The sequence below is a fragment of the Pseudomonas sp. P2S-1 genome (genome assembly GCF_057197725.1).
This window is the reverse complement of the sequence record NZ_CM170068.1, coordinates 5,678,623-5,697,211: the sequence shown is the minus strand read 5'-3', so window position 1 is coordinate 5,697,211 and position 18,589 is coordinate 5,678,623. Positions and strand designations below refer to the sequence as shown.

The window sequence follows — 18,589 nt, the reverse complement described above, 5'->3', positions numbered from 1 at the left end:
CATCGAGCGACCGGGCCGGACAAGCGGCCCCCGACTGGTTATCATGGCGGCGATTCTCAGCGGACTGCCCCCATGGTTGATTCTTACGATGCCTTCGACGAAGGCGAAAAAAGCAAAACCCAGATCAAGCGCGAGCTTCAGGCGCTGGTCGATATGGGCGAGCGCCTTACCACGCTCAAGCCCGACACCCTGGCCAAACTGCCTCTGACCGACGAGCTGCGCAAAGCGCTCGAAGAGCACAAGAAGCACACGGCCAACGAGGCCAAGCGCCGTCACCGCTCGTTCATCGGCAAGCTGATGCGCGACCAGGACCTCGAAGCCATCAACGCCTTGCTCGACCAACTGGACGCGTCTTCGCGCCAGTACAACGAGCGTTTCCACAATCTCGAACGCTGGCGTGACCGGCTGATCGGCGGCACCGACGAGGTCCTGGAAAAGTTCGTCCAGGAATACCCGGAAGCCGACCGTCAGCAACTGCGCTCGTTGATCCGCCAGGCCCAGCACGAGGCCAAGACCAACAAGCCGCCAACCGCCGCGCGCAAGATCTTCAAGTACATCCGCGACCTCGACGAGAGCCAGCGCGGCCTGCGCTGATTCACGCAACCGGGCGGGCACCCTGCCCGCCCGGTCTCACCTTCATGCGCCCGTGCCACCCACGGTGATCGCATCGATCTTCAGGGTCGGCTGGCCCACGCCCACCGGCACCGATTGCCCATCCTTGCCACAGGTCCCCACGCCGCTGTCCAGGCTCAGGTCGTTACCGACCATGGACACCCGGCTCATGGCTTCCGGACCGTTGCCGATCAGGGTCGCGCCCTTGACCGGGGCGGTGATCTTGCCGTCCTCGATCAGGTACGCCTCGCTGGTGGAGAAGACGAATTTGCCGCTGGTGATATCCACCTGGCCGCCGCCGAGGTTGGCGCAGTACAGACCGCGCTTGACCGAGGCGATGATCTCCGCCGGATCGCTTTCACCGGCACGCATGTAGGTGTTGGTCATACGCGGCATCGGCAGGTGCGCGTAGGACTCGCGACGCCCGTTGCCGGTGACCGCCATGCCCATCAGGCGGGCATTGAGCTTGTCCTGCATGTAGCCGACCAGCTTGCCGTTCTCGATCAGGGTGGTGCATTCGGTCGGCGTGCCTTCGTCGTCGACGCTCAGCGAGCCACGGCGGTCCTTCAGGGTGCCGTCATCGACGATGGTGCACAGGCTCGAAGCAACCATCTCGCCGATGCGCCCGCTGTAGGCCGAACTGCCCTTGCGGTTGAAGTCGCCTTCCAGGCCGTGGCCAACCGCTTCGTGCAGCAGCACCCCGGACCAGCCCGAGCCCAGCACCACCGGCAGCGTACCGGCCGGGGCCGGCACCGCTTCGAGGTTGACCAGTGCCTGGCGCAGCGCCTCGCGGGCATAGCCCATGACGCGATCTTCGGTGAAATAGCGGTAATCGGTACGCCCGCCGCCGCCATGGCCACCGCGCTCGCGACGGCCATTCTGCTCGACGATGACACTGACATTGAAGCGGATCAGCGGACGGACGTCTGCGGCCAGGCTGCCATCGGCAGCGGCAATCAGGATGCGCTCCCAGACCCCGGCCATGCTCACGCTGACCTGCTGGATACGCGGGTCGAGGGCACGGGTGGCAACATCGACGCGCTTGAGCAGCTCGACCTTTTCCGCGCGAGTCAGGACTTCCAGCGGGTTATCCGCGGCATACAGCGGGGTGATCGCCTGGCTCCTGAACGCCTGCACCGTGCCATTCTGCCCGGCCCGGGAAATCGAGCGGGCGGCCTGGGCGGCAGCGGTCAGGGCTTCGAGATTGATGGCATTGCTGTAGGCAAAGCCAGTCTTCTCGCCGGACTGGGCACGCACGCCCACGCCCTGGTCGAGGTTGAAGCTGCCTTCCTTGACGATGCCGTCTTCCAGTGCCCAGGACTCCGAGATCTGGCCCTGGAAATACAGGTCGGCCGCGTCGATGCCCGGCCCGGCCAGCTCGCCCAGCACGCTTTGCAGGCTGTCGAGGGTCAGGTCGCCGGGGGCCAGCAGTTGCTCGCTGACGCTGGTTAACAACTCGCTCATAGTCACTCCGAGGTGTGCGCAGGCCGCAAGGCGTCCTGCGAGAAAAAGCGCCGGTGCGAGGCCACCGGCATCCGCGCCCTGATGGACGCCTGTTCTGCGCTGTCGCGCGTGCCCAGCAGCACCGCTTCGCCGCGGGCCTGCTGCGCGAGAATCCGTCCCCAGGGGTCGACGATCGCCGCCTGGCCGTGGGTTTCCCGTGGTCCCGGGTGCATCCCGCCCTGGGCGGCGGCCAGCACATAGCACTGGGTTTCGATGGCGCGGGCGCGGATCAGCACTTCCCAGTGCGCCGCGCCGGTGACGGCGGTGAAGGCCGCCGGCGCCGTGATCAGTTCCGCCCCGGCTTCGCGCAGCGCGCTGTACAGCTCGGGGAAACGCAGGTCGTAGCAGACCGTCAGGCCCAGCTTGCCCACCGGGGTATCGGCTACCACCACATTGGTGCCGTGGGCATAGTCGTCCGATTCACGGTAGCGGCCACGGCTGTCGGCCACATCCACATCGAACAGGTGCAATTTGTCGTAGCGGGCGACCAGCTCGCCGTGCTCGTCCACCAGCAGGGAGCAGGCATGGGCTTTGGCCTCGGGCCGGTCGACGGGCGGCAGCGGCAAGGTGCCCGCCACTATCCATAACCTGAGGTCGCGGGCCGTCTGTTTCAACCAGGGCAGGATCGGACCTTCGCCCCGGGCCTCGGCCAGGCCAATGGCGGCGCTGTCGCGGCGGCCCATGGCGGCGAAGTTTTCCGGCAACACGGCGAGCCGGGCGCCCTGCTGCGCCGCCTGCTCCAGCAACGCGCGGGCGCGCTGGAGATTGGCGACGATATCGTCCTGGCTGATCATCTGGATGACGGCGAAGGTCATGGCCACGCTCTATCTGGATTTGTCGAAAGGTTTCACAAAGGTAATCTTAGGCTCTTTCACCGGGCCTTCGACCCGATAGTTGACGCTGGCATAGCGCGCCACCCGGTCACCCAGCAGCTTGTCTACCAGGAACAGCGCCCCGCCCACGGCGGGCGCACCGACGATCAACGCCGCCAGTGGCAGGTTGTTGGTCACCGGCAGGGTCACCATCAGATTGGCGGCGATGCGATCACGCACCAGGTCCAGGGTGCCTTCCAGCTCGAAATTGCTCGACGGGCCGGTGACGGTGATCGGCTCGCGGGTCACATAGACGCCGTCACTGGCCACCAGCAGCCCCTTGACCCGGTCGTAGCTCAGCCCTTTGCCCAGCAGGTCGGAGAAGTCCAGGCGTAAACGGCGCCCGATCGAGTTGAAGTTGAGCAGGCCGAACACCCGCAAGGCCTGGGCACTGCCGTCCACTTCGATGATCTGCCCGTCGCGCAGCGAGGCATCCATGCTGCCGGAGAAGCGCTTGAGGCTGACCCAGGCCGGCGAACCCGGCCAGCGGCCATCGGCGTCCATATGGAAATCGCGGCTGGTCACGGTCGGCGCGAAGCCCCAGGCCTTGAGCACATCGGCCAGGTTGCCGCCCTCCAGGCGTCCCTTGTACCAACTGCTGCTGGCACCGGGCGTACCTTCCCAGCCAGCCGAGCCATTGATCGCCAGGCCCTTGAGATTCAGATCGAGGTCGTTGAACGCCACGCCCTGGGCACCGGGCCGGGACTTGAGCGACACGCTGCCCATCAGGTCATCACCGCGGAACAGCTTGCCGATGTTCAGGTTCACCGCCGGAACCTTGCGCGGATCGGTCGACGCCAGCGGATCCGGGGCATCCGGCGCGGCTTCCGTCGCCGGGTCGGCGGCCGGCAGGCGCAGGGTCGGCAGGTCGACCACGATGGGCGCGGCCTTGGCATCGGGGATCCGGGCGTTGCCGATGACTTCCTGGCTGTCCAGGCGCAGGCCCCAGTTGTCGCTGTTGCGGTCCAGGCGTACCACCGCCTGGTTGAGCTCGAAGTTCCAGGCCTTGATCCTGCCGATGCTCAGGTCCACGCCACGCAGGATCTGCCGGGCACTGCCGCTGGGATCATCGCCGGTATAGCTGCCAGCCTTGCTTTGCCAGTCCTCGAGGTTCAGCTCGGCAATCCGGCCGCGCACGCGCAGGCCCTGGCTCGCCGGCAGTTGCGCGGTGCCACCGCCCAGCAGCAACTCGCCGCGCACCTGCTCGGTCTTGCCGGCAGGCGCAGCCATGGCCAGGCTCGCGAGATCGACGTAATTCGCATCGATACGCCGCTCGTTGCCCCCCAGGTTCATACGGAACTTGCTGGCGCGGGCCTCGCTGGCGTCTTTGCCGAAGGGCGCCGGAAGGTCGATGGCCAGGCCCTTGAGGTTCGACTCGACACTCAGCAGGTTGTCGCGACCCAGCACCACCTGCAACTGATAGGGAAGTTCGCCGGAGACCGGCAGCGCCTGGTTGAACTGCAGCCAGTCGGTCAAGGATTTCAGGGCAATCTGGCCATTGGCGACGATCCGCGTCTGCAACTGCCCCGGCTTGCCTTCGGCGAAGATCTCCGCCGTCACCGGCTTGCCGAAGGCCAGGGTGCTGATGCTCTGGCCGCTCAGACCTTTGTCCAGGTCAAAGCGGAAGTCACCCTTGAGCTTGCTCAGTTCGAGCACCGGTTCGCTGAGCTTCAGGCGCGCCTGTTCAGTGCGGAAGTCCACCACCACTTTCGGTTCGATGCCGTGGGCCAGCGGGATATCCAGTTTCAGCGAGCCCTTCAGGTCGCCCTCGCCTTCCCAGCCGGCGAAGGTGGGACCGGTGCCGATCGGCGCATCCTGGAGAATCTTCACCCCGTCCGCCAGGGTGCCGTCGAAATCGCCATCGACGAACAGATGACTGTGCTCGCCTGCCGGAACATGAGGGATATCCACCAGCACATCGCTGACCCTGGTATTGAGCATCTGCCCGGTGCTGGCCTTGATCCGCACGCCGTGGTCGTCGATGAACACATCACCGTCCACCTTGCTCAGCTGCGGCCAGCCTGGCTGGAAGTCGAGCGCTGCGTCGCGCACCTTGAAGAACAGGCTGATGCTGCGGGCATGGTCCGGCGCGCCGTGGTTCAACGAACCCTGGTACTGGAAATAGCCCTCGTCGACATCGCCCTTGAGAATCGCGGTGCGCAGCCAGTGATCGACATCGGGACTGAGCACTTCCGGGAGGTACTTGGCGGTATAGCGTCCGTCACCCTCGACCAGGCCGACCCGCAGGTCCATGTAGTCTTCGTGACCCGGCTCGAGATGAATACGAATGAGGAAGTCGCCGGCGATCTTGCCCTCTTCACCCAGCACCTGGAGATAGGGGGCGACCAGGGTGAAGGCTTCCTTGTCCAGCTTCCAGGTCAGACGCGCATTGGCCTTCAGGTAATGCCAGGGATCGGCGAAGATCGGTACCAGGTGCAGCATGAACTTGTCGGTGTCCAGGCGCAGTTCGCCATGCCCGAGATCGCCGCTGATGCTGCCGCTGACATTCCCCGCTGCCGGAGCGCCGTGATAGGCATCGAAGCCGACCCGGTCGAGGTTGGCGGCAAAGCTGAACAGGCGATCGCCCTCGACCTGGGGCCGCACGTCCAGCAGGACGTTGCGCAGGCCGCCGGTGACCTTGAGGCCATCGACCACCGCCATCGCCGGTTTCGGCAGCGGACCGAGGGCCTGGATCACCGGGGTCAGCGGGGTCAGGTCGACGCGGTCGGCCTGGATCTTCCAGAGCTCGCCGTCTTCGCCGGCATTCGACTGGTTGATCTGCACATGGGATTCCCAGCGGGTTTCGCCCAGGTTCATGGCCAGTGAATCGATAGTGAGCTGCAGGCCTTCATCGCCACGCCGCAGCCAGGCATTGAGCGCCAGATTCTCGATCTTCACCGGCTTGCGCTCAGCGTAGGCGCCTTGCAACTGCGGAGCATTCAGGCGAATCGTGGCACTTTGCACCTTGCCGTTGCCCCAGCCCAGCCAGACGTCACCCCCGGCGCGCAGCTCAGGCAGTTGCCATTGCCCCAGCAAACGCGCCGGCAGCCATTTCGCCCAATCGCTTTGCGGCAGGCTGGCATAGGCGTCGACCTCGGCGTCCTGCCATTTGGCCGGGCGAATCCGGCTTTTCAGGCTGATGGCCATGGGTTGGCCATCAGGCAGGGTCATGCGTGCATCCAGGCGCTGGCGCACGCTGCCGGTCTGCAGGCTCAGGCCGACATAGGTCAGGGTCATGGGATCGTGATCGAAGGGTTCCAGGGTGATCTGGCTATCGAGCACCGAGACTTTCGATACCACCTGCATACGCCGCAGCGCCTGCTCGACATCCAGTGGCTGGTCATCATCCTGCACCGGCAGGCCCTTGAGCGACCACTTGCCGCTTTCATCTTCATGCAGGTTGAGCTGCAGGCCGCCCAGCTCGACCCGGGCCAGGCGCACATCGCGGGCCACCAGGCTGGCCCACAGGTCGGGCACCACCTTGACTGTATCCAGGCGCAGGGCCGAGGCGCCCTCGCCCACCTGCACATCATGCACCATGAGAATCGGCGCCAGACCGCTCCAGCGGCCTTCCAGCGCACCAATATGCACCGGCAGGCCAAGGCTGGCCTCGGCCTTGTCCTCGACATCGGTACGGTATTCAGCGACCAACGGAATCAGCTCGCGACCGAGGCTGACGTAGAGCGCCACCAGCACCGCGATCAACGCGCAGGCGCCCAGCCCCCAGCGAGTCAGGGCAGCCAGAACGCGGATCAGACGCTCCATTGCTGTGGCCCCCGAGTCATCCAAGCCCTAACTATGGCCCGACATGCAGGGTTTGCCACCATCGACGGTTCAGGGCAGGTCAGAGCAGCACCACATCGTATTGTTCCTGGGAATACATGGACTCCACCTGGAAACGAATGGTTCGCCCGATAAAGGCTTCCAGTTCGGCGACATTCCCCGACTCTTCGTCCAGCAGGCGGTCCACCACCTTTTGATTGGCCAGCACTCTATACCCTTCGGCCTGGTAGGCCCGCGCCTCGCGAAGAATTTCCCTGAAGATCTCGTAGCAGACTGTTTCCGGGGTCTTCAGCTTGCCGCGGCCCTGGCAGCAGATGCAGGGTTCGCAGAGCACCTGCTCCAGGCTTTCGCGGGTGCGCTTGCGGGTCATCTGCACCAGGCCCAGCTCGGTCAGGCCGATGATGTTGGTCTTGGCATGGTCGCGTTCGAGCTGCTTCTCCAGGGTACGCAGGACCTGGCGCTGGTGCTCTTCGTCTTCCATGTCGATGAAGTCGATGATGATGATCCCGCCGATATTGCGCAGGCGCAGTTGCCGGGCAATGGCGGTGGCCGCCTCGAGATTGGTCTTGAAGATGGTCTCTTCAAGATTGCGATGGCCGACGAAGGCGCCGGTGTTCACATCGATGGTGGTCATGGCCTCGGCCGGGTCCACCACCAGGTAGCCGCCGGACTTGAGTGGCACCTTGCGCTCCAGGGCGCGCTGGATCTCGTCCTCGACGCCATAGAGGTCGAAGATCGGCCGCTCGCCCGGGTAGTGCTCCAGGCGATCGGCGATTTCCGGCATCAGCTCGGCGACGAACTGCGTGGTTTTCTGGAAGGTTTCCCGGGAGTCGATGCGGATCTTCTCGATCTTCGGGTTGACCAGGTCGCGCAGGGTGCGCAGGGCCAGGCCGAGGTCTTCGTAGATTTCCGTGGGCGCGCCAACGGTCTTGATCTGCGCGCCGATCTGGTCCCACAGGCGGCGCAGATAGCGGATATCCATGAGAATTTCGTCGGAGCCGGCGCCTTCGGCCGCCGTGCGCAGGATGAAACCACCGGAATCCTGGATGTTTTCCTGGGCCACGCAGTCGCTGACCACCTTCTTGAGGCGCTCGCGCTCGGCTTCGTCCTCGATCTTCAGGGAAATGCCGACATGCTTGGTGCGCGGCATGTATACCAGGTAACGCGACGGAATCGACAGCTGGGTGGTCAGGCGCGCGCCCTTGGAGCCGATCGGATCCTTGGTCACCTGCACCACCAGGCTCTGCCCTTCGTGGACCAGGGCACTGATGCTTTCCACCGTAGTGCCTTCGCGCAGGGAAATTTCCGAGGCATGGATGAAGGCCGCGCGGTCCAGGCCGATATCGACGAACGCCGCCTGCATACCCGGCAGCACCCGCACCACCTTGCCCTTGTAGATATTGCCGACGATGCCGCGGCGCTGGGTGCGCTCGACATGGACTTCCTGAAGGACGCCGTTTTCCACCACCGCCACGCGGGATTCCATCGGGGTGATGTTGATCAGGATCTCTTCACTCATGGCAATCTCTCGTCAAAGGGGCTTCGGGTAATCATGGATCGCCCGACACCGACTGGCGAGCGATAAAGGGCTTGGGTACATCCTCACTCGGCGTTGGGCACGCCCTGCCAGCAGGGGATGCCGAAGCGGGCCAGCAGTTCGGCGGTTTCCGCCACCGGCAGGCCGACCACGGCGGAATAGCTGCCTTGCAGGCCCTGGACGAACACCGCGCCAAGGCCCTGGATGGCATAGGCGCCGGCCTTGTCCTGCGGCTCGCCGCTGGCCCAGTAGCGACTGGCCCGTTCTGCGCTGATGATATTGAAGGCGACCCGGCTGCTGATGCACAGGCTTTCCGTGCGCTGGCCATCGCTGACGGCGACGGCGGTCAGTACATCGTGCTCACGTCCGGAAAGTGCGGCCAGCATGGCCAGGGCATCGTCGCGATCGACCGGTTTGCCGAGGATGCGCCCGTCGAGGACGACGGCGGTATCGGCACCCAGCACCGCCAGCGGTTCACTGGCGCCACTGGCGGTCAGCAGGGCCAGGCCGGCGGCGGCCTTGGCGCGGGCCAGGCGCTCGACATAAGCACCGGCCTGCTCGCCGGGCAGCGGGGTTTCGTCGATGGAGGCGCTGACGACGGTGAAGGGAATGCCGATCTGGGTCAGCAGTTCACGGCGGCGCGGCGAACCGGAGGCCAGGTACAGCGGGGTCATCTTGACTACTCCCTGTCAGCGTCGAAAAGCGAAGGTTTCAGTAGATACTCAGGCGGCTGCGCAAGCCGCGCAGGCCGAAGCTGATCCACGGCCAGAGCAAGGCACTGGTGACCGCCGGCCAGACCAGCGCCAGGGTCGGCTGGCGGTTGCCGGTCAGGGCACTGAGCCAGAGTTGCACCAACTGCGCGACGCCGAAAATCACCAAAATGGTCAGGCTCTGCTGCCACATCGGGAACATGCGCAGACGTTGCTGCAGACTCAGCACGAGGAAGGTGATCAGGGTCAGGACCAAAGCGTTCTGGCCGAGCAGGGTGCCGTAGAGCACATCCTCGCACAGGCCGAGGGCGAAGGCGGTGGTCATGCCGACCTTGTGCGGCAGGTTGAGGGTCCAGAAGGCGACCAGCAGGGCCAGCCACAAGGGACGGAAGATATCCATGAACGGCGGCATCGGCCAGACGCTCAGGAGCAGGCCGACCAGGAAGGTCAGCCAGACCACCCAGCCATTCTTGCCGTGGGTACTGACCATCAGTGTCTCTCCCGGGAAGGTGTGGTTGGCGCTGCGGGAGTCGCCGGGGCGGCGGCCGGAGCCGGCGTTGCCGCTGGCGCGTGGGGCGCCGCGGCAGGGGTCGCGGGAGTGGCAGGGGCCGGGGTCGTGGCCGGATGTGCCGGGTCGGCGCCTGGCGCCGGCGGGCCCATCTGTTCCGCTTCCTGGGCCTTGACCGCGTCGCTGGCGCGCTCTTCGGGCGTGCGGCCGTCAGAGAACACCAGCAGCAGGTAGCGGCTGCGATTGAGCGCCGCCGTCGGCACCGCACGCACGATGGCGAACGGCTGCCCGGAATCGTGGATCACTTCCTTGACCGTGGCCACCGGATAGCCCGCCGGGAAACGCTGGCCCAGGCCGGAACTGACCAGCAGGTCGCCTTCCTTGATGTCGGCGGTGTCGGCGACATGCCGCAGTTCCAGGCGCTCCGGGTTGCCGGTACCGCTGGCGATGGCGCGCAGACCATTGCGGTTGACCTGCACCGGAATGCTGTGGGTGGTGTCGGTGAGCAGCAGCACGCGGGAGGTGTACGGCATCAGCTCGACCACCTGGCCCATCAGGCCGCGGGCATCGAGTACCGGCTGGCCGAGCACCACGCCATCACGCTCGCCCTTGTTGATCAGGATGCGATGGGTGAAGGGGTTCGGGTCCATGCCGATCAGCTCGGCGACCTCGACCTTCTCGTTGACCAGCGCCGAGGAGTTGAGCAACTCGCGCAGGCGCACGTTCTGCTCGGTCAGCGCCGCCAGCTTCTGCAGGCGGCCTTGCAGGAGCAGGGCTTCGGTCTTGAGTTTCTCGTTTTCGGCGATCAGCTCGGTGCGACTGCCGAACTGGCTGGCCACCCCCTGCCACAGACGCACGGGCAGGTCGGTGATGGTGTAGGACTGCATCAGCACCAGGGACATCTGGCTGCGCACGGGTTTGAGCACGGTGAAACGGGCATCGACCACCATCAGGGCGATCGACAGCACCACCAGCACGAGCAGGCGCACGCCCAGGGACGGGCCTTTGGCAAAAAGCGGTTTAATGGGCCGCTCCTCGTGGACGACGGTTCATGAGGTCATTCATACGGCAACGCACCGACCTGGCTTGCGGATGAGTGGAATCGGCATCCCGGACGGACGCCGACCCGGTTTCGGACAGCACTGCGCAGGCTAGCCGAAATCCGGGCGACAGGAAGGCAATCCGGCGAATCACTCGCTGGAGAGCAGGTCCATGGTGTGCTTGTCCATCATCTCCAGGGCGCGACCGCCGCCACGAGCGACGCAGGTCAGCGGGTCTTCGGCGACGATCACCGGCAGGCCGGTTTCCTGGGCCAGCAGCTTGTCGAGGTCGCGCAGCAGGGCGCCACCACCGGTCAGCACCAGGCCACGTTCGGCGATGTCCGAAGCCAGCTCGGGAGGCGATTGCTCCAGGGCGCTCTTGACCGCCTGGACGATGGTCGCCAGGGATTCCTGCAGGGCTTCCAGCACTTCGTTGGAATTCAGGGTGAAGGCACGCGGTACGCCTTCGGCCAGATTGCGGCCGCGGACGTCGACTTCGCGCACTTCGCCGCCCGGGTAGGCGGTACCGATTTCCTGCTTGATGCGCTCGGCGGTGGATTCGCCGATCAGGCTGCCGTAGTTGCGGCGCACGTAGGTGACGATGGCTTCGTCGAAGCGGTCGCCGCCAACGCGGACGGATTCGGCGTAGACCACACCGTTCAGGGAGATCAGTGCGATTTCAGTGGTACCGCCACCGATATCGACGACCATCGAGCCGCGGGCTTCTTCGACCGGCAGGCCGGCACCGATGGCGGCGGCCATCGGCTCTTCGATCAGGAACACTTCACGGGCACCGGCGCCCAGCGCCGACTCACGAATGGCACGACGCTCGACCTGGGTCGACTTGCACGGTACGCAGATCAGCACGCGCGGGCTTGGCTGCAGGAAGCTGTTCTCGTGAACCTTGTTGATGAAGTACTGCAGCATCTTTTCGCAGACGCTGAAGTCGGCGATCACGCCGTCCTTCATCGGACGAATGGCAGCAATGTTGCCCGGGGTACGGCCGAGCATGCGCTTGGCTTCGGTACCTACCGCGACGACACTTTTCTGGTTGCCGTGGGTGCGAATGGCCACGACAGAGGGCTCATTCAGGACGATACCGCGCTCACGCACGTAGATAAGGGTGTTGGCAGTGCCCAGGTCGATGGAGAGATCGCTGGAAAACATGCCACGCAGTTTCTTGAACATGGGAAAGGGACCCTGGCAACGCGTGGGTAAAAAAGTGCGGCAAACTCTAACAATGGCGGGGATTTTGGGCAAGGCGCCAATATGTTAAATTGGCGGTTTTTCCGAGCAGGCCAGCACACGATCGGGCCTTATGACCGCGTGTATCCCGGCATGTTCCTCATCCCGGACAATTCCTTTTTTCCCAGGAGATCCCCATGGCGCTTGAACGCTGCGACGTGGAAAAGATCGCCCATCTGGCCCGTCTGGGCCTGAACGAGGCCGATCTTCCACGCACTACCGATGCCCTCAACAGCATTCTCGGCCTTGTTGACCAGATGCAGGCGGTCGATACCGACGGCATCGAGCCTCTGGCCCACCCTCTGGAAGCCAGTCAGCGCCTGCGCGCCGACGTTGTAACAGAAAGCAACCAACGCGACCGCTACCAGGCCATCGCGCCGTCCACGGACAGCGGCCTGTACCTGGTTCCGAAAGTCATCGAGTAAGGGAATAGCGCCAGCATGCATCAATTTACCCTGGCCGAGATCGCCCGTGGCCTCGCCGACAAATCGTTTTCCGCCGAAGAGCTGACCCGTGCGCTGCTGCAGCGCATCCACCAGCTCGACCCGCAACTCAACAGCTTCATCAGCGTCACCGACGACCTGGCCATCGCCCAGGCCCAGGCCGCCGACGCCCGCCGCGCGGCGGGCGAGAGCGGTGCCCTGCTCGGTGCGCCGATCGCCCACAAGGACCTGTTCTGCACCCTCGACGTACGCACCAGCTGCGGCTCGAAGATGCTCGACTCGTTCAAGGCGCCGTATGACGCCACCGTGGTCGCCAAGCTGGCTGCAGCCGGCACCGTGACCCTGGGCAAGACCAACATGGACGAATTCGCCATGGGTTCGGCCAACGAATCCAGCCACTACGGCGCGGTGAAGAACCCGTGGAACCTGGAACACGTGCCGGGCGGTTCGTCCGGCGGTTCCGCCGCAGCCGTGGCCGCGCGCCTGCTGCCGGCCGCCACCGGCACCGACACCGGCGGCTCGATCCGCCAGCCGGCCGCGCTGACCAGCCTGACCGGCCTGAAACCGACCTACGGCCGGGTTTCGCGCTGGGGCATGATCGCCTACGCCTCCAGCCTCGACCAGGGCGGCCCGATGGCCCGCACCGCCGAAGACTGCGCCCTGCTCCTGCAAGGCATGGCCGGCTTCGATCCGAAGGACTCCACCAGCATCGACGAACCGGTGCCGGACTACAGCGCCAGCCTCAACGGCTCGCTGCAGGGCCTGCGCATCGGCCTGCCGAAGGAATACTTCGGCGCCGGTCTCGACCCGCGCATCGCCGACCTGGTCCAGGCCAGCGTCAAGGAGCTGGAGAAGCTCGGCGCGGTGATCAAGGAAATCAGCCTGCCAAACATGCAGCACGCCATTCCTGCGTACTACGTGATCGCCCCGGCCGAGGCCTCCTCCAACCTCTCGCGTTTCGACGGCGTGCGCTTCGGCTACCGCTGCGAGAACCCGAAGGACCTCACCGACCTGTACAAGCGTTCCCGCGGTGAAGGCTTCGGCAGCGAAGTGCAGCGCCGCATCATGGTCGGTACCTACGCCCTGTCGGCCGGCTACTACGACGCCTACTACCTGAAGGCGCAGAAGATCCGTCGCCTGATCAAGAACGACTTCATGGCTGCCTTCGAAGGCGTCGACGTGATCCTCGGCCCGACCACGCCGAACCTGGCCTGGAAGATCGGCGCCAAGAACGCCGACCCGGTCGCCGCGTACCTGGAAGACGTCTACACCATCACCGCCAACCTCGCCGGCCTGCCGGGCCTGTCGATGCCGGCCGGTTTCGTCGATGGCCTGCCGGTGGGCGTACAGCTCCTGGCCCCGTATTTCCAGGAAGGCCGCCTGCTCAACGTCGCGCACCAGTATCAGCAAGTGACTGACTGGCACACCCGCGCACCCAACGGCTTCTGAGGAGCAGACACATGCAATGGGAAGTTGTCATCGGGCTGGAGATCCATACCCAGCTCGCCACCCAGTCGAAGATTTTCTCCGGCAGCGCCACCACCTTCGGTTCCGAGCCGAACACCCAGGCCAGCCTGATCGACCTGGGCATGCCCGGCGTGCTGCCGGTGCTGAACCAGGAAGCGGTGCGCATGGCCTGCATGTTCGGCCTGGCGATCGACGCCGAGATCGGCCAGCACAACGTGTTCGCCCGCAAGAACTACTTCTACCCGGACCTGCCCAAGGGCTACCAGATCAGCCAGATGGAGCTGCCGATCGTCGGCAAGGGCCACCTGGACATCGCCCTTGAAGACGGCACCGTCAAGCGCATCGGCATCACCCGTGCGCACCTGGAAGAAGACGCCGGCAAGAGCCTGCACGAAGATTTCGCCGGTTCTTCCGGGATCGACCTGAACCGTGCCGGCACCCCGCTGCTGGAAATCGTGTCCGAGCCGGAAATGCGCAGCGCCAAGGAAGCCGTGGCCTACGTCAAGGCGATCCACGCCCTGGTGCGCTACCTCGGCATCTGCGACGGCAACATGGCCGAAGGTTCGCTGCGTTGCGACTGCAACGTATCGATCCGGCCAAAGGGCCAGGTCGAGTTCGGCACCCGCTGCGAGATCAAGAACGTCAACTCGTTCCGCTTCATCGAGCGTGCGATCAACAGCGAGATCCAGCGCCAGATCGAGCTGATCGAGGACGGCGGCAAGGTCATCCAGGAAACCCGCCTGTACGACCCGAACAAGGACGAAACCCGCTCCATGCGCAGCAAGGAGGAAGCCAACGACTACCGTTACTTCCCCGATCCGGACCTGCTGCCGGTGGTGATCGAGTCGGCCTACCTCGACGACCTGCGCACCACCCTGCCGGAGCTGCCGCCACAGAAGGTCGAGCGCTTCCAGAGCCAGTACGGCCTGTCGGCCTACGATGCCAACGTGCTGGCGTCCAGCCGCGAGCAGGCGGAGTACTTCGAGAAGGTCGCGGCCATCGGCGGCGACGCCAAGCTGGCGGCCAACTGGGTCATGGTGGAGCTGGGCAGCCTGCTGAACAAGCTGGGTGTCGAGATCGACCAGGCGCCGGTGACTGCCGAGCAACTGGGCGGCATGTTGCTGCGCATTCGTGACAATACCATCAGCGGCAAGATCGCCAAGACCGTGTTCGAAGCGATGGCGGCGGGTGAAGGTGATGCCGACCAGATCATCGAGGCCCGCGGCCTGAAGCAGGTGACCGACAGCGGCGCGATCGAGAAGGTGCTGGATGAAATGCTCGCGGCCAACGCCGAGCAGGTCGAGCAGTACCGTGCGGCGGACGAAGCCAAGCGCGGCAAGATGTTCGGCTTCTTCGTCGGCCAGGCGATGAAGGCTTCGAAGGGCAAGGCGAACCCGCAACAGGTGAACCAACTGCTCAAGAGCAAGCTCGAAGGCTGATCGCTGCGCTTCTTCCTGTAGGAGCGTGGCTTGCCCGCGAAGGACCGCGCAGCGGTCCCAGAATCTTATGGCTGCCACTATTCTGGGACCGCTGCGCGGTCCTTCGCGGGCAAGCCACGCTCCTACAGGGGAAAGCCCAACTCCAACGGAGCACCCTGATCAATGTGGCGTCCCCTAAGCGCCCTGGCGCTGTTCACCCTCCTGGCCGGCTGTGCCAGCCACGACATCGATCCCCGCGGCTACGATGAAACCGGCACCGCTTCTTTCTATGGTTCCCGCCATCACGGCAAACGCACCGCCAGCGGCGAGCCGTTCAACCAGCATGGCCTGACCGCCGCCCACCGTACCCTGCCCTTCGGCACCCGGGTCATGGTGACCAACCTGAAAAACGACCGCAGCGTGGTGGTCCGCATCAACGATCGCGGCCCCCATACCCGTGGCCGTCTGATCGACCTTTCCAAAGCCGCCGCCCAGCAACTGGACATGATCCGTAGCGGAACGGCGCGAGTCCGGGTACAAAGCCTGAGCGACTGATTCTGTTCTACGGGAGCACGACCATTTTCAACCTGGCCGCTTTACCCACCTTCAGCCTGCTGCAACTGGCCAGCGGCCTGATCCTCCTGATTCTCGGCGCCGAGCTGCTGGTGCGTGCCGCCCTGCGCATCGCCGCCAGCCTGCACGTGCGCCCGCTGATCATCGGCTTGAGCCTGGTGGCCTTCGGCAGCAGCGCGCCGCAACTGACCGTCAGCCTGCAGGCCGCCTACACCGGCGCGCCGGACGTGGCGGTGGGCAGCGTGATCGGCAGCAATATCTTCAATGTCCTGGTGATCCTCGGCCTCGCCGCGCTGATCATTCCGCTGCGGGTCTCGCGGCAACTGGTGCGCCTGGATATCCCGCTGATGATCGGCGCCAGCCTGCTGGTCTACCTGCTGGCCCTGAACGAGTTCATCGGGCGCTGGGAAGGCGCGCTGCTGCTGGCCGGCCTGGTGGCGTACCTGGCCATGCTCTGGCATCAGTCGCGGCACTACGCTCGCACTTACCCGGCACCCAACCCGCGAGTCGATCGCGGCATCGGCTTCTGGTTCGGCAGCCTGCTGCTGATGCTGCTCGGCCTCGGCCTGCTGAGCCTGGCCGGGCACCTCCTGCTGGAAGCCGCGGTGGAAGTGGCGACCGACCTGGGCCTGTCGGAACGGGTGATCGGCCTGACCGTGGTCGCCGTGTGCACCTCGCTGCCGGAACTGGCCACCTCGCTGATCGCGGCGCTGCGTGGCGAACGGGAGATCGCCGTGGGCAACGTGATCGGCAGCAACCTGTTCAACCTGCTGGCAGTGCTCGGCCTGACCGCCGTACTGGCACCCGAGCCGCTGTCCATCTCGCCCAATGCCCTGGATTTCGACCTGCCGGTAATGCTTGGCGTCGCCGTGCTGACCCTGCCGGTGTTCTATTCCGGCTACCGGGTCACCCGCGCCGAGGGCCTGGTGTTCCTCTGCCTGTATCTGGCCTACGGCCTGCACGTGGTGGCCTTCACCACCGGCATGCCGCTGGCCAATCGTCTGGAGCAGTTGATGCTGTTCTATGTTCTGCCAGTGCTCGCTGTCTTGCTGACTTACACCACAGCCCGCGCCTGGCGCCGCCAACACTAAGGAAAACAACATGGGTGAGACGAAGAAAACCGGCGAGCAGGTTCGCCGCCAGGTCATGGGCGATGTGTTCGTCGATCGCGCGCTGGGCAATGCCACCGAATTCACCGCGCCATTGCAGGCGTTCGTCAACGAGCATGCCTGGGGCAGCGTCTGGAGCCGCGAAGGCCTGCCGCTGAAGACCCGCAGCCTGATCACCCTCGCCGCCCTGACCGCGCTGAAATGCCCGCAGGAACTCAAGGGCCACGTGCGTGGCGCACTGAACAATGGCTGTACCGTGGAAGAGATTCGCGAAGCCCTGCTGCATTGCGCAGTCTATGCGGGCGTGCCGGCGGCGATCGATGCGTTCCGCGCGGCCCAGGAAGTGATCGACGCCTGGCAACAGGACTGATCGAGCACTTCCCGGAACGGGTCGTCAGGCCTTAGGCGCGACGACCCTTGGTCAGTTTGTAAGCAATCCACAACACCAGCAGCCAGACCGGAATCAGCCCGACCGAGATGCGCGTGCCTTCGGTCATCGCCATGACCACCAGGATAAAGGCGAGGAAGGCCAGGCACAGGTAGTTGGTCATTGGGTAGCCGAGGCTCTTGTAGAAGGTCTCGTGCTTCTGCGCCGCCTTGGCCTTGCGGAATTTCAGGTGGGTGATGCTGATGATGCCCCAGTTGATCACCAGCGACGCGACCACCAGCGCCATCAGCAAGCCGAAGGCCTCGCGCGGCATGAAGTAGTTGATGACCACGCACAGCCCGGTGGCCAGCGCGGAAATGCCCAGGGCCACCAGCGGCACGCCCTTGTCATTGACCTTGAGCAGCGACTTCGGCGCATCGCCCTGGGTCGCCAGGCCGAACAGCATGCGGCTGTTGCAGTACACGCAGCTGTTGTAGACCGACAGCGCAGCGGTCAGGACCACCAGGTTGAGCACCGTGGCCACGGCGTTGGCGTTGAGGTCATGGAAGATCATCACGAACGGGCTGCCGCCATCGACCACCTTCTGCCACGGGTACAGCGCCAGCAGGACAGCCAGGGCACCCACATAGAACAGCAGGATGCGGTAGATCACCTGGTTGGTGGCGCGGGGGATGCTGTGGCGCGGGTTATCGGCCTCGGCGGCGGTGATACCCACCAGTTCCAGGCCGCCGAAGGAGAACATGATCACCGCCATGGCCATCATCAGGCCAGTGGCGCCATGGGGGAAGAAGCCACCGTGTTGCCACAGGTTGGCGACGCTGGCGTCCGGGCCGCCATTGCCGCTGAACAGCAGGTAGCCGCCGAAGCCGATCATGCCAAGGATGGCCACCACCTTGATCAGCGCGAACCAGAACTCCATCTCGCCGAAGACCTTCACCTGGCTGACGTTCATCAGGTTGATGATGACGAAGAACACCGCCGCCGTGACCCAGGTCGGAACGCCCGGCCACCAGTACTGGATGTAGACGCCGACGGCGGTCAGCTCGGCCATGCCCACCAGCACGTACAGCACCCAGTAGTTCCAGCCCGACATGAAGCCGGCGAACGGCCCCCAGTAGCTGTGGGCGAAGTGGCTGAAGGTCCCGGAAACCGGCTCTTCCACCACCATCTCGCCGAGCTGGCGCATGATGAAGAAGGCGATCAGGCCGGCGATGGCGTAGCCCAGCAGCACCGAGGGGCCGGCCATCTGGATGGTCTGGGCGATACCCAGAAACAGCCCGGTGCCGATCGCCCCGCCCAGGGCGATCAGCTGGATATGGCGATTTTTCAGGCCGCGATGCAAACGCTCGGGCGTGATCTGGTCTTGCATGAAGTGTCCTCG

At 65.0% G+C, this 18,589-nt stretch carries 16 protein-coding genes; 7 read left to right on the top strand and 9 right to left on the bottom strand.

Annotated elements, in window-relative coordinates:
- The first annotated feature begins 72 nt into the window (after nucleotides 1-72).
- Nucleotides 73-594 carry a ribosome biogenesis factor YjgA gene (yjgA, locus tag AC2CQI_RS25565; RefSeq protein ID WP_484578274.1) on the top strand — a complete coding sequence of 174 codons (522 nt, stop codon included), beginning with the start codon at nucleotides 73-75 and terminating at the stop codon, nucleotides 592-594.
- Between the two features lie 42 nt (nucleotides 595-636).
- Here yjgA and tldD read toward each other — a convergent pair whose 3' ends face one another.
- From tldD to mreB, 8 genes are all read right to left on the bottom strand, one after another.
- Complete coding sequence (tldD, locus tag AC2CQI_RS25560; RefSeq protein ID WP_484578273.1) at nucleotides 637-2,076, bottom strand: metalloprotease TldD; 1,440 nt, start codon at nucleotides 2,074-2,076, stop codon at nucleotides 637-639.
- Between the two features lie 2 nt (nucleotides 2,077-2,078).
- A complete protein-coding gene (locus AC2CQI_RS25555) occupies nucleotides 2,079-2,930 on the bottom strand; it encodes a carbon-nitrogen hydrolase family protein (RefSeq protein WP_484578272.1) in 852 nt (283 codons plus the stop codon).
- Nucleotides 2,931-2,939: 9 nt separating this feature from the next.
- Entirely contained in the window at nucleotides 2,940-6,752 is a 3,813-nt protein-coding gene (locus AC2CQI_RS25550; RefSeq protein WP_484578271.1) for a YhdP family protein, read from the bottom strand.
- 79 nt (nucleotides 6,753-6,831) lie between these two features.
- Entirely contained in the window at nucleotides 6,832-8,289 is a 1,458-nt protein-coding gene (gene rng, locus AC2CQI_RS25545) for a ribonuclease G (RefSeq protein ID WP_075806603.1), read from the bottom strand.
- A gap of 83 nt (nucleotides 8,290-8,372) precedes the next feature.
- Nucleotides 8,373-8,981, bottom strand: a complete 609-nt coding sequence (locus AC2CQI_RS25540; protein ID WP_484578270.1) for a Maf family protein — start codon at nucleotides 8,979-8,981, stop codon at nucleotides 8,373-8,375.
- Nucleotides 8,982-9,018: 37 nt separating this feature from the next.
- A complete protein-coding gene (gene mreD, locus AC2CQI_RS25535; RefSeq protein WP_075806601.1) occupies nucleotides 9,019-9,507 on the bottom strand; it encodes a rod shape-determining protein MreD in 489 nt (162 codons plus the stop codon).
- Nucleotides 9,507-10,520, bottom strand: a complete 1,014-nt coding sequence (gene mreC, locus AC2CQI_RS25530) for a rod shape-determining protein MreC (protein WP_484580667.1) — start codon at nucleotides 10,518-10,520, stop codon at nucleotides 9,507-9,509. The genes mreD and mreC overlap by 1 nt, the downstream gene beginning before the upstream one ends.
- Nucleotides 10,521-10,715: 195 nt before the next feature.
- Entirely contained in the window at nucleotides 10,716-11,753 is a 1,038-nt protein-coding gene (mreB, locus tag AC2CQI_RS25525; protein WP_008371426.1) for a rod shape-determining protein MreB, read from the bottom strand.
- Between the two features lie 194 nt (nucleotides 11,754-11,947).
- Here mreB and gatC point away from each other — a divergent pair, with 194 nt between their 5' ends.
- The 6 genes from gatC (at nucleotide 11,948) to AC2CQI_RS25495 (ending at nucleotide 17,190) form a co-directional block, all read left to right on the top strand.
- Entirely contained in the window at nucleotides 11,948-12,235 is a 288-nt protein-coding gene (gene gatC / locus AC2CQI_RS25520) for an Asp-tRNA(Asn)/Glu-tRNA(Gln) amidotransferase subunit GatC (protein ID WP_075806599.1), read from the top strand.
- A gap of 15 nt (nucleotides 12,236-12,250) precedes the next feature.
- Nucleotides 12,251-13,702 carry an Asp-tRNA(Asn)/Glu-tRNA(Gln) amidotransferase subunit GatA gene (gatA, locus tag AC2CQI_RS25515; RefSeq protein ID WP_484578269.1) on the top strand — a complete coding sequence of 484 codons (1,452 nt, stop codon included), beginning with the start codon at nucleotides 12,251-12,253 and terminating at the stop codon, nucleotides 13,700-13,702.
- Nucleotides 13,703-13,713: 11 nt separating this feature from the next.
- Entirely contained in the window at nucleotides 13,714-15,159 is a 1,446-nt protein-coding gene (gatB, locus tag AC2CQI_RS25510) for an Asp-tRNA(Asn)/Glu-tRNA(Gln) amidotransferase subunit GatB (RefSeq protein WP_484578268.1), read from the top strand.
- 162 nt (nucleotides 15,160-15,321) lie between these two features.
- Complete coding sequence (locus tag AC2CQI_RS25505) at nucleotides 15,322-15,693, top strand: septal ring lytic transglycosylase RlpA family protein (RefSeq protein ID WP_484578267.1); 372 nt, start codon at nucleotides 15,322-15,324, stop codon at nucleotides 15,691-15,693.
- Between the two features lie 65 nt (nucleotides 15,694-15,758).
- The gene (locus AC2CQI_RS25500) at nucleotides 15,759-16,802 is read left to right on the top strand and encodes a calcium/sodium antiporter (protein ID WP_484580666.1); all 1,044 of its coding nucleotides are present in this window, start codon (nucleotides 15,759-15,761) and stop codon (nucleotides 16,800-16,802) included.
- Between the two features lie 10 nt (nucleotides 16,803-16,812).
- Nucleotides 16,813-17,190 (top strand): carboxymuconolactone decarboxylase family protein, encoded by a 378-nt coding sequence (locus AC2CQI_RS25495; RefSeq protein WP_484578266.1) that lies wholly within the window; start codon nucleotides 16,813-16,815, stop codon nucleotides 17,188-17,190.
- Nucleotides 17,191-17,221: 31 nt separating this feature from the next.
- On the opposite strand, the gene AC2CQI_RS25490 is transcribed toward AC2CQI_RS25495, so the two are convergent.
- Nucleotides 17,222-18,577 carry an amino acid permease gene (locus AC2CQI_RS25490; RefSeq protein ID WP_484578265.1) on the bottom strand — a complete coding sequence of 452 codons (1,356 nt, stop codon included), beginning with the start codon at nucleotides 18,575-18,577 and terminating at the stop codon, nucleotides 17,222-17,224.
- Nucleotides 18,578-18,589: the final 12 nt, after the last annotated feature.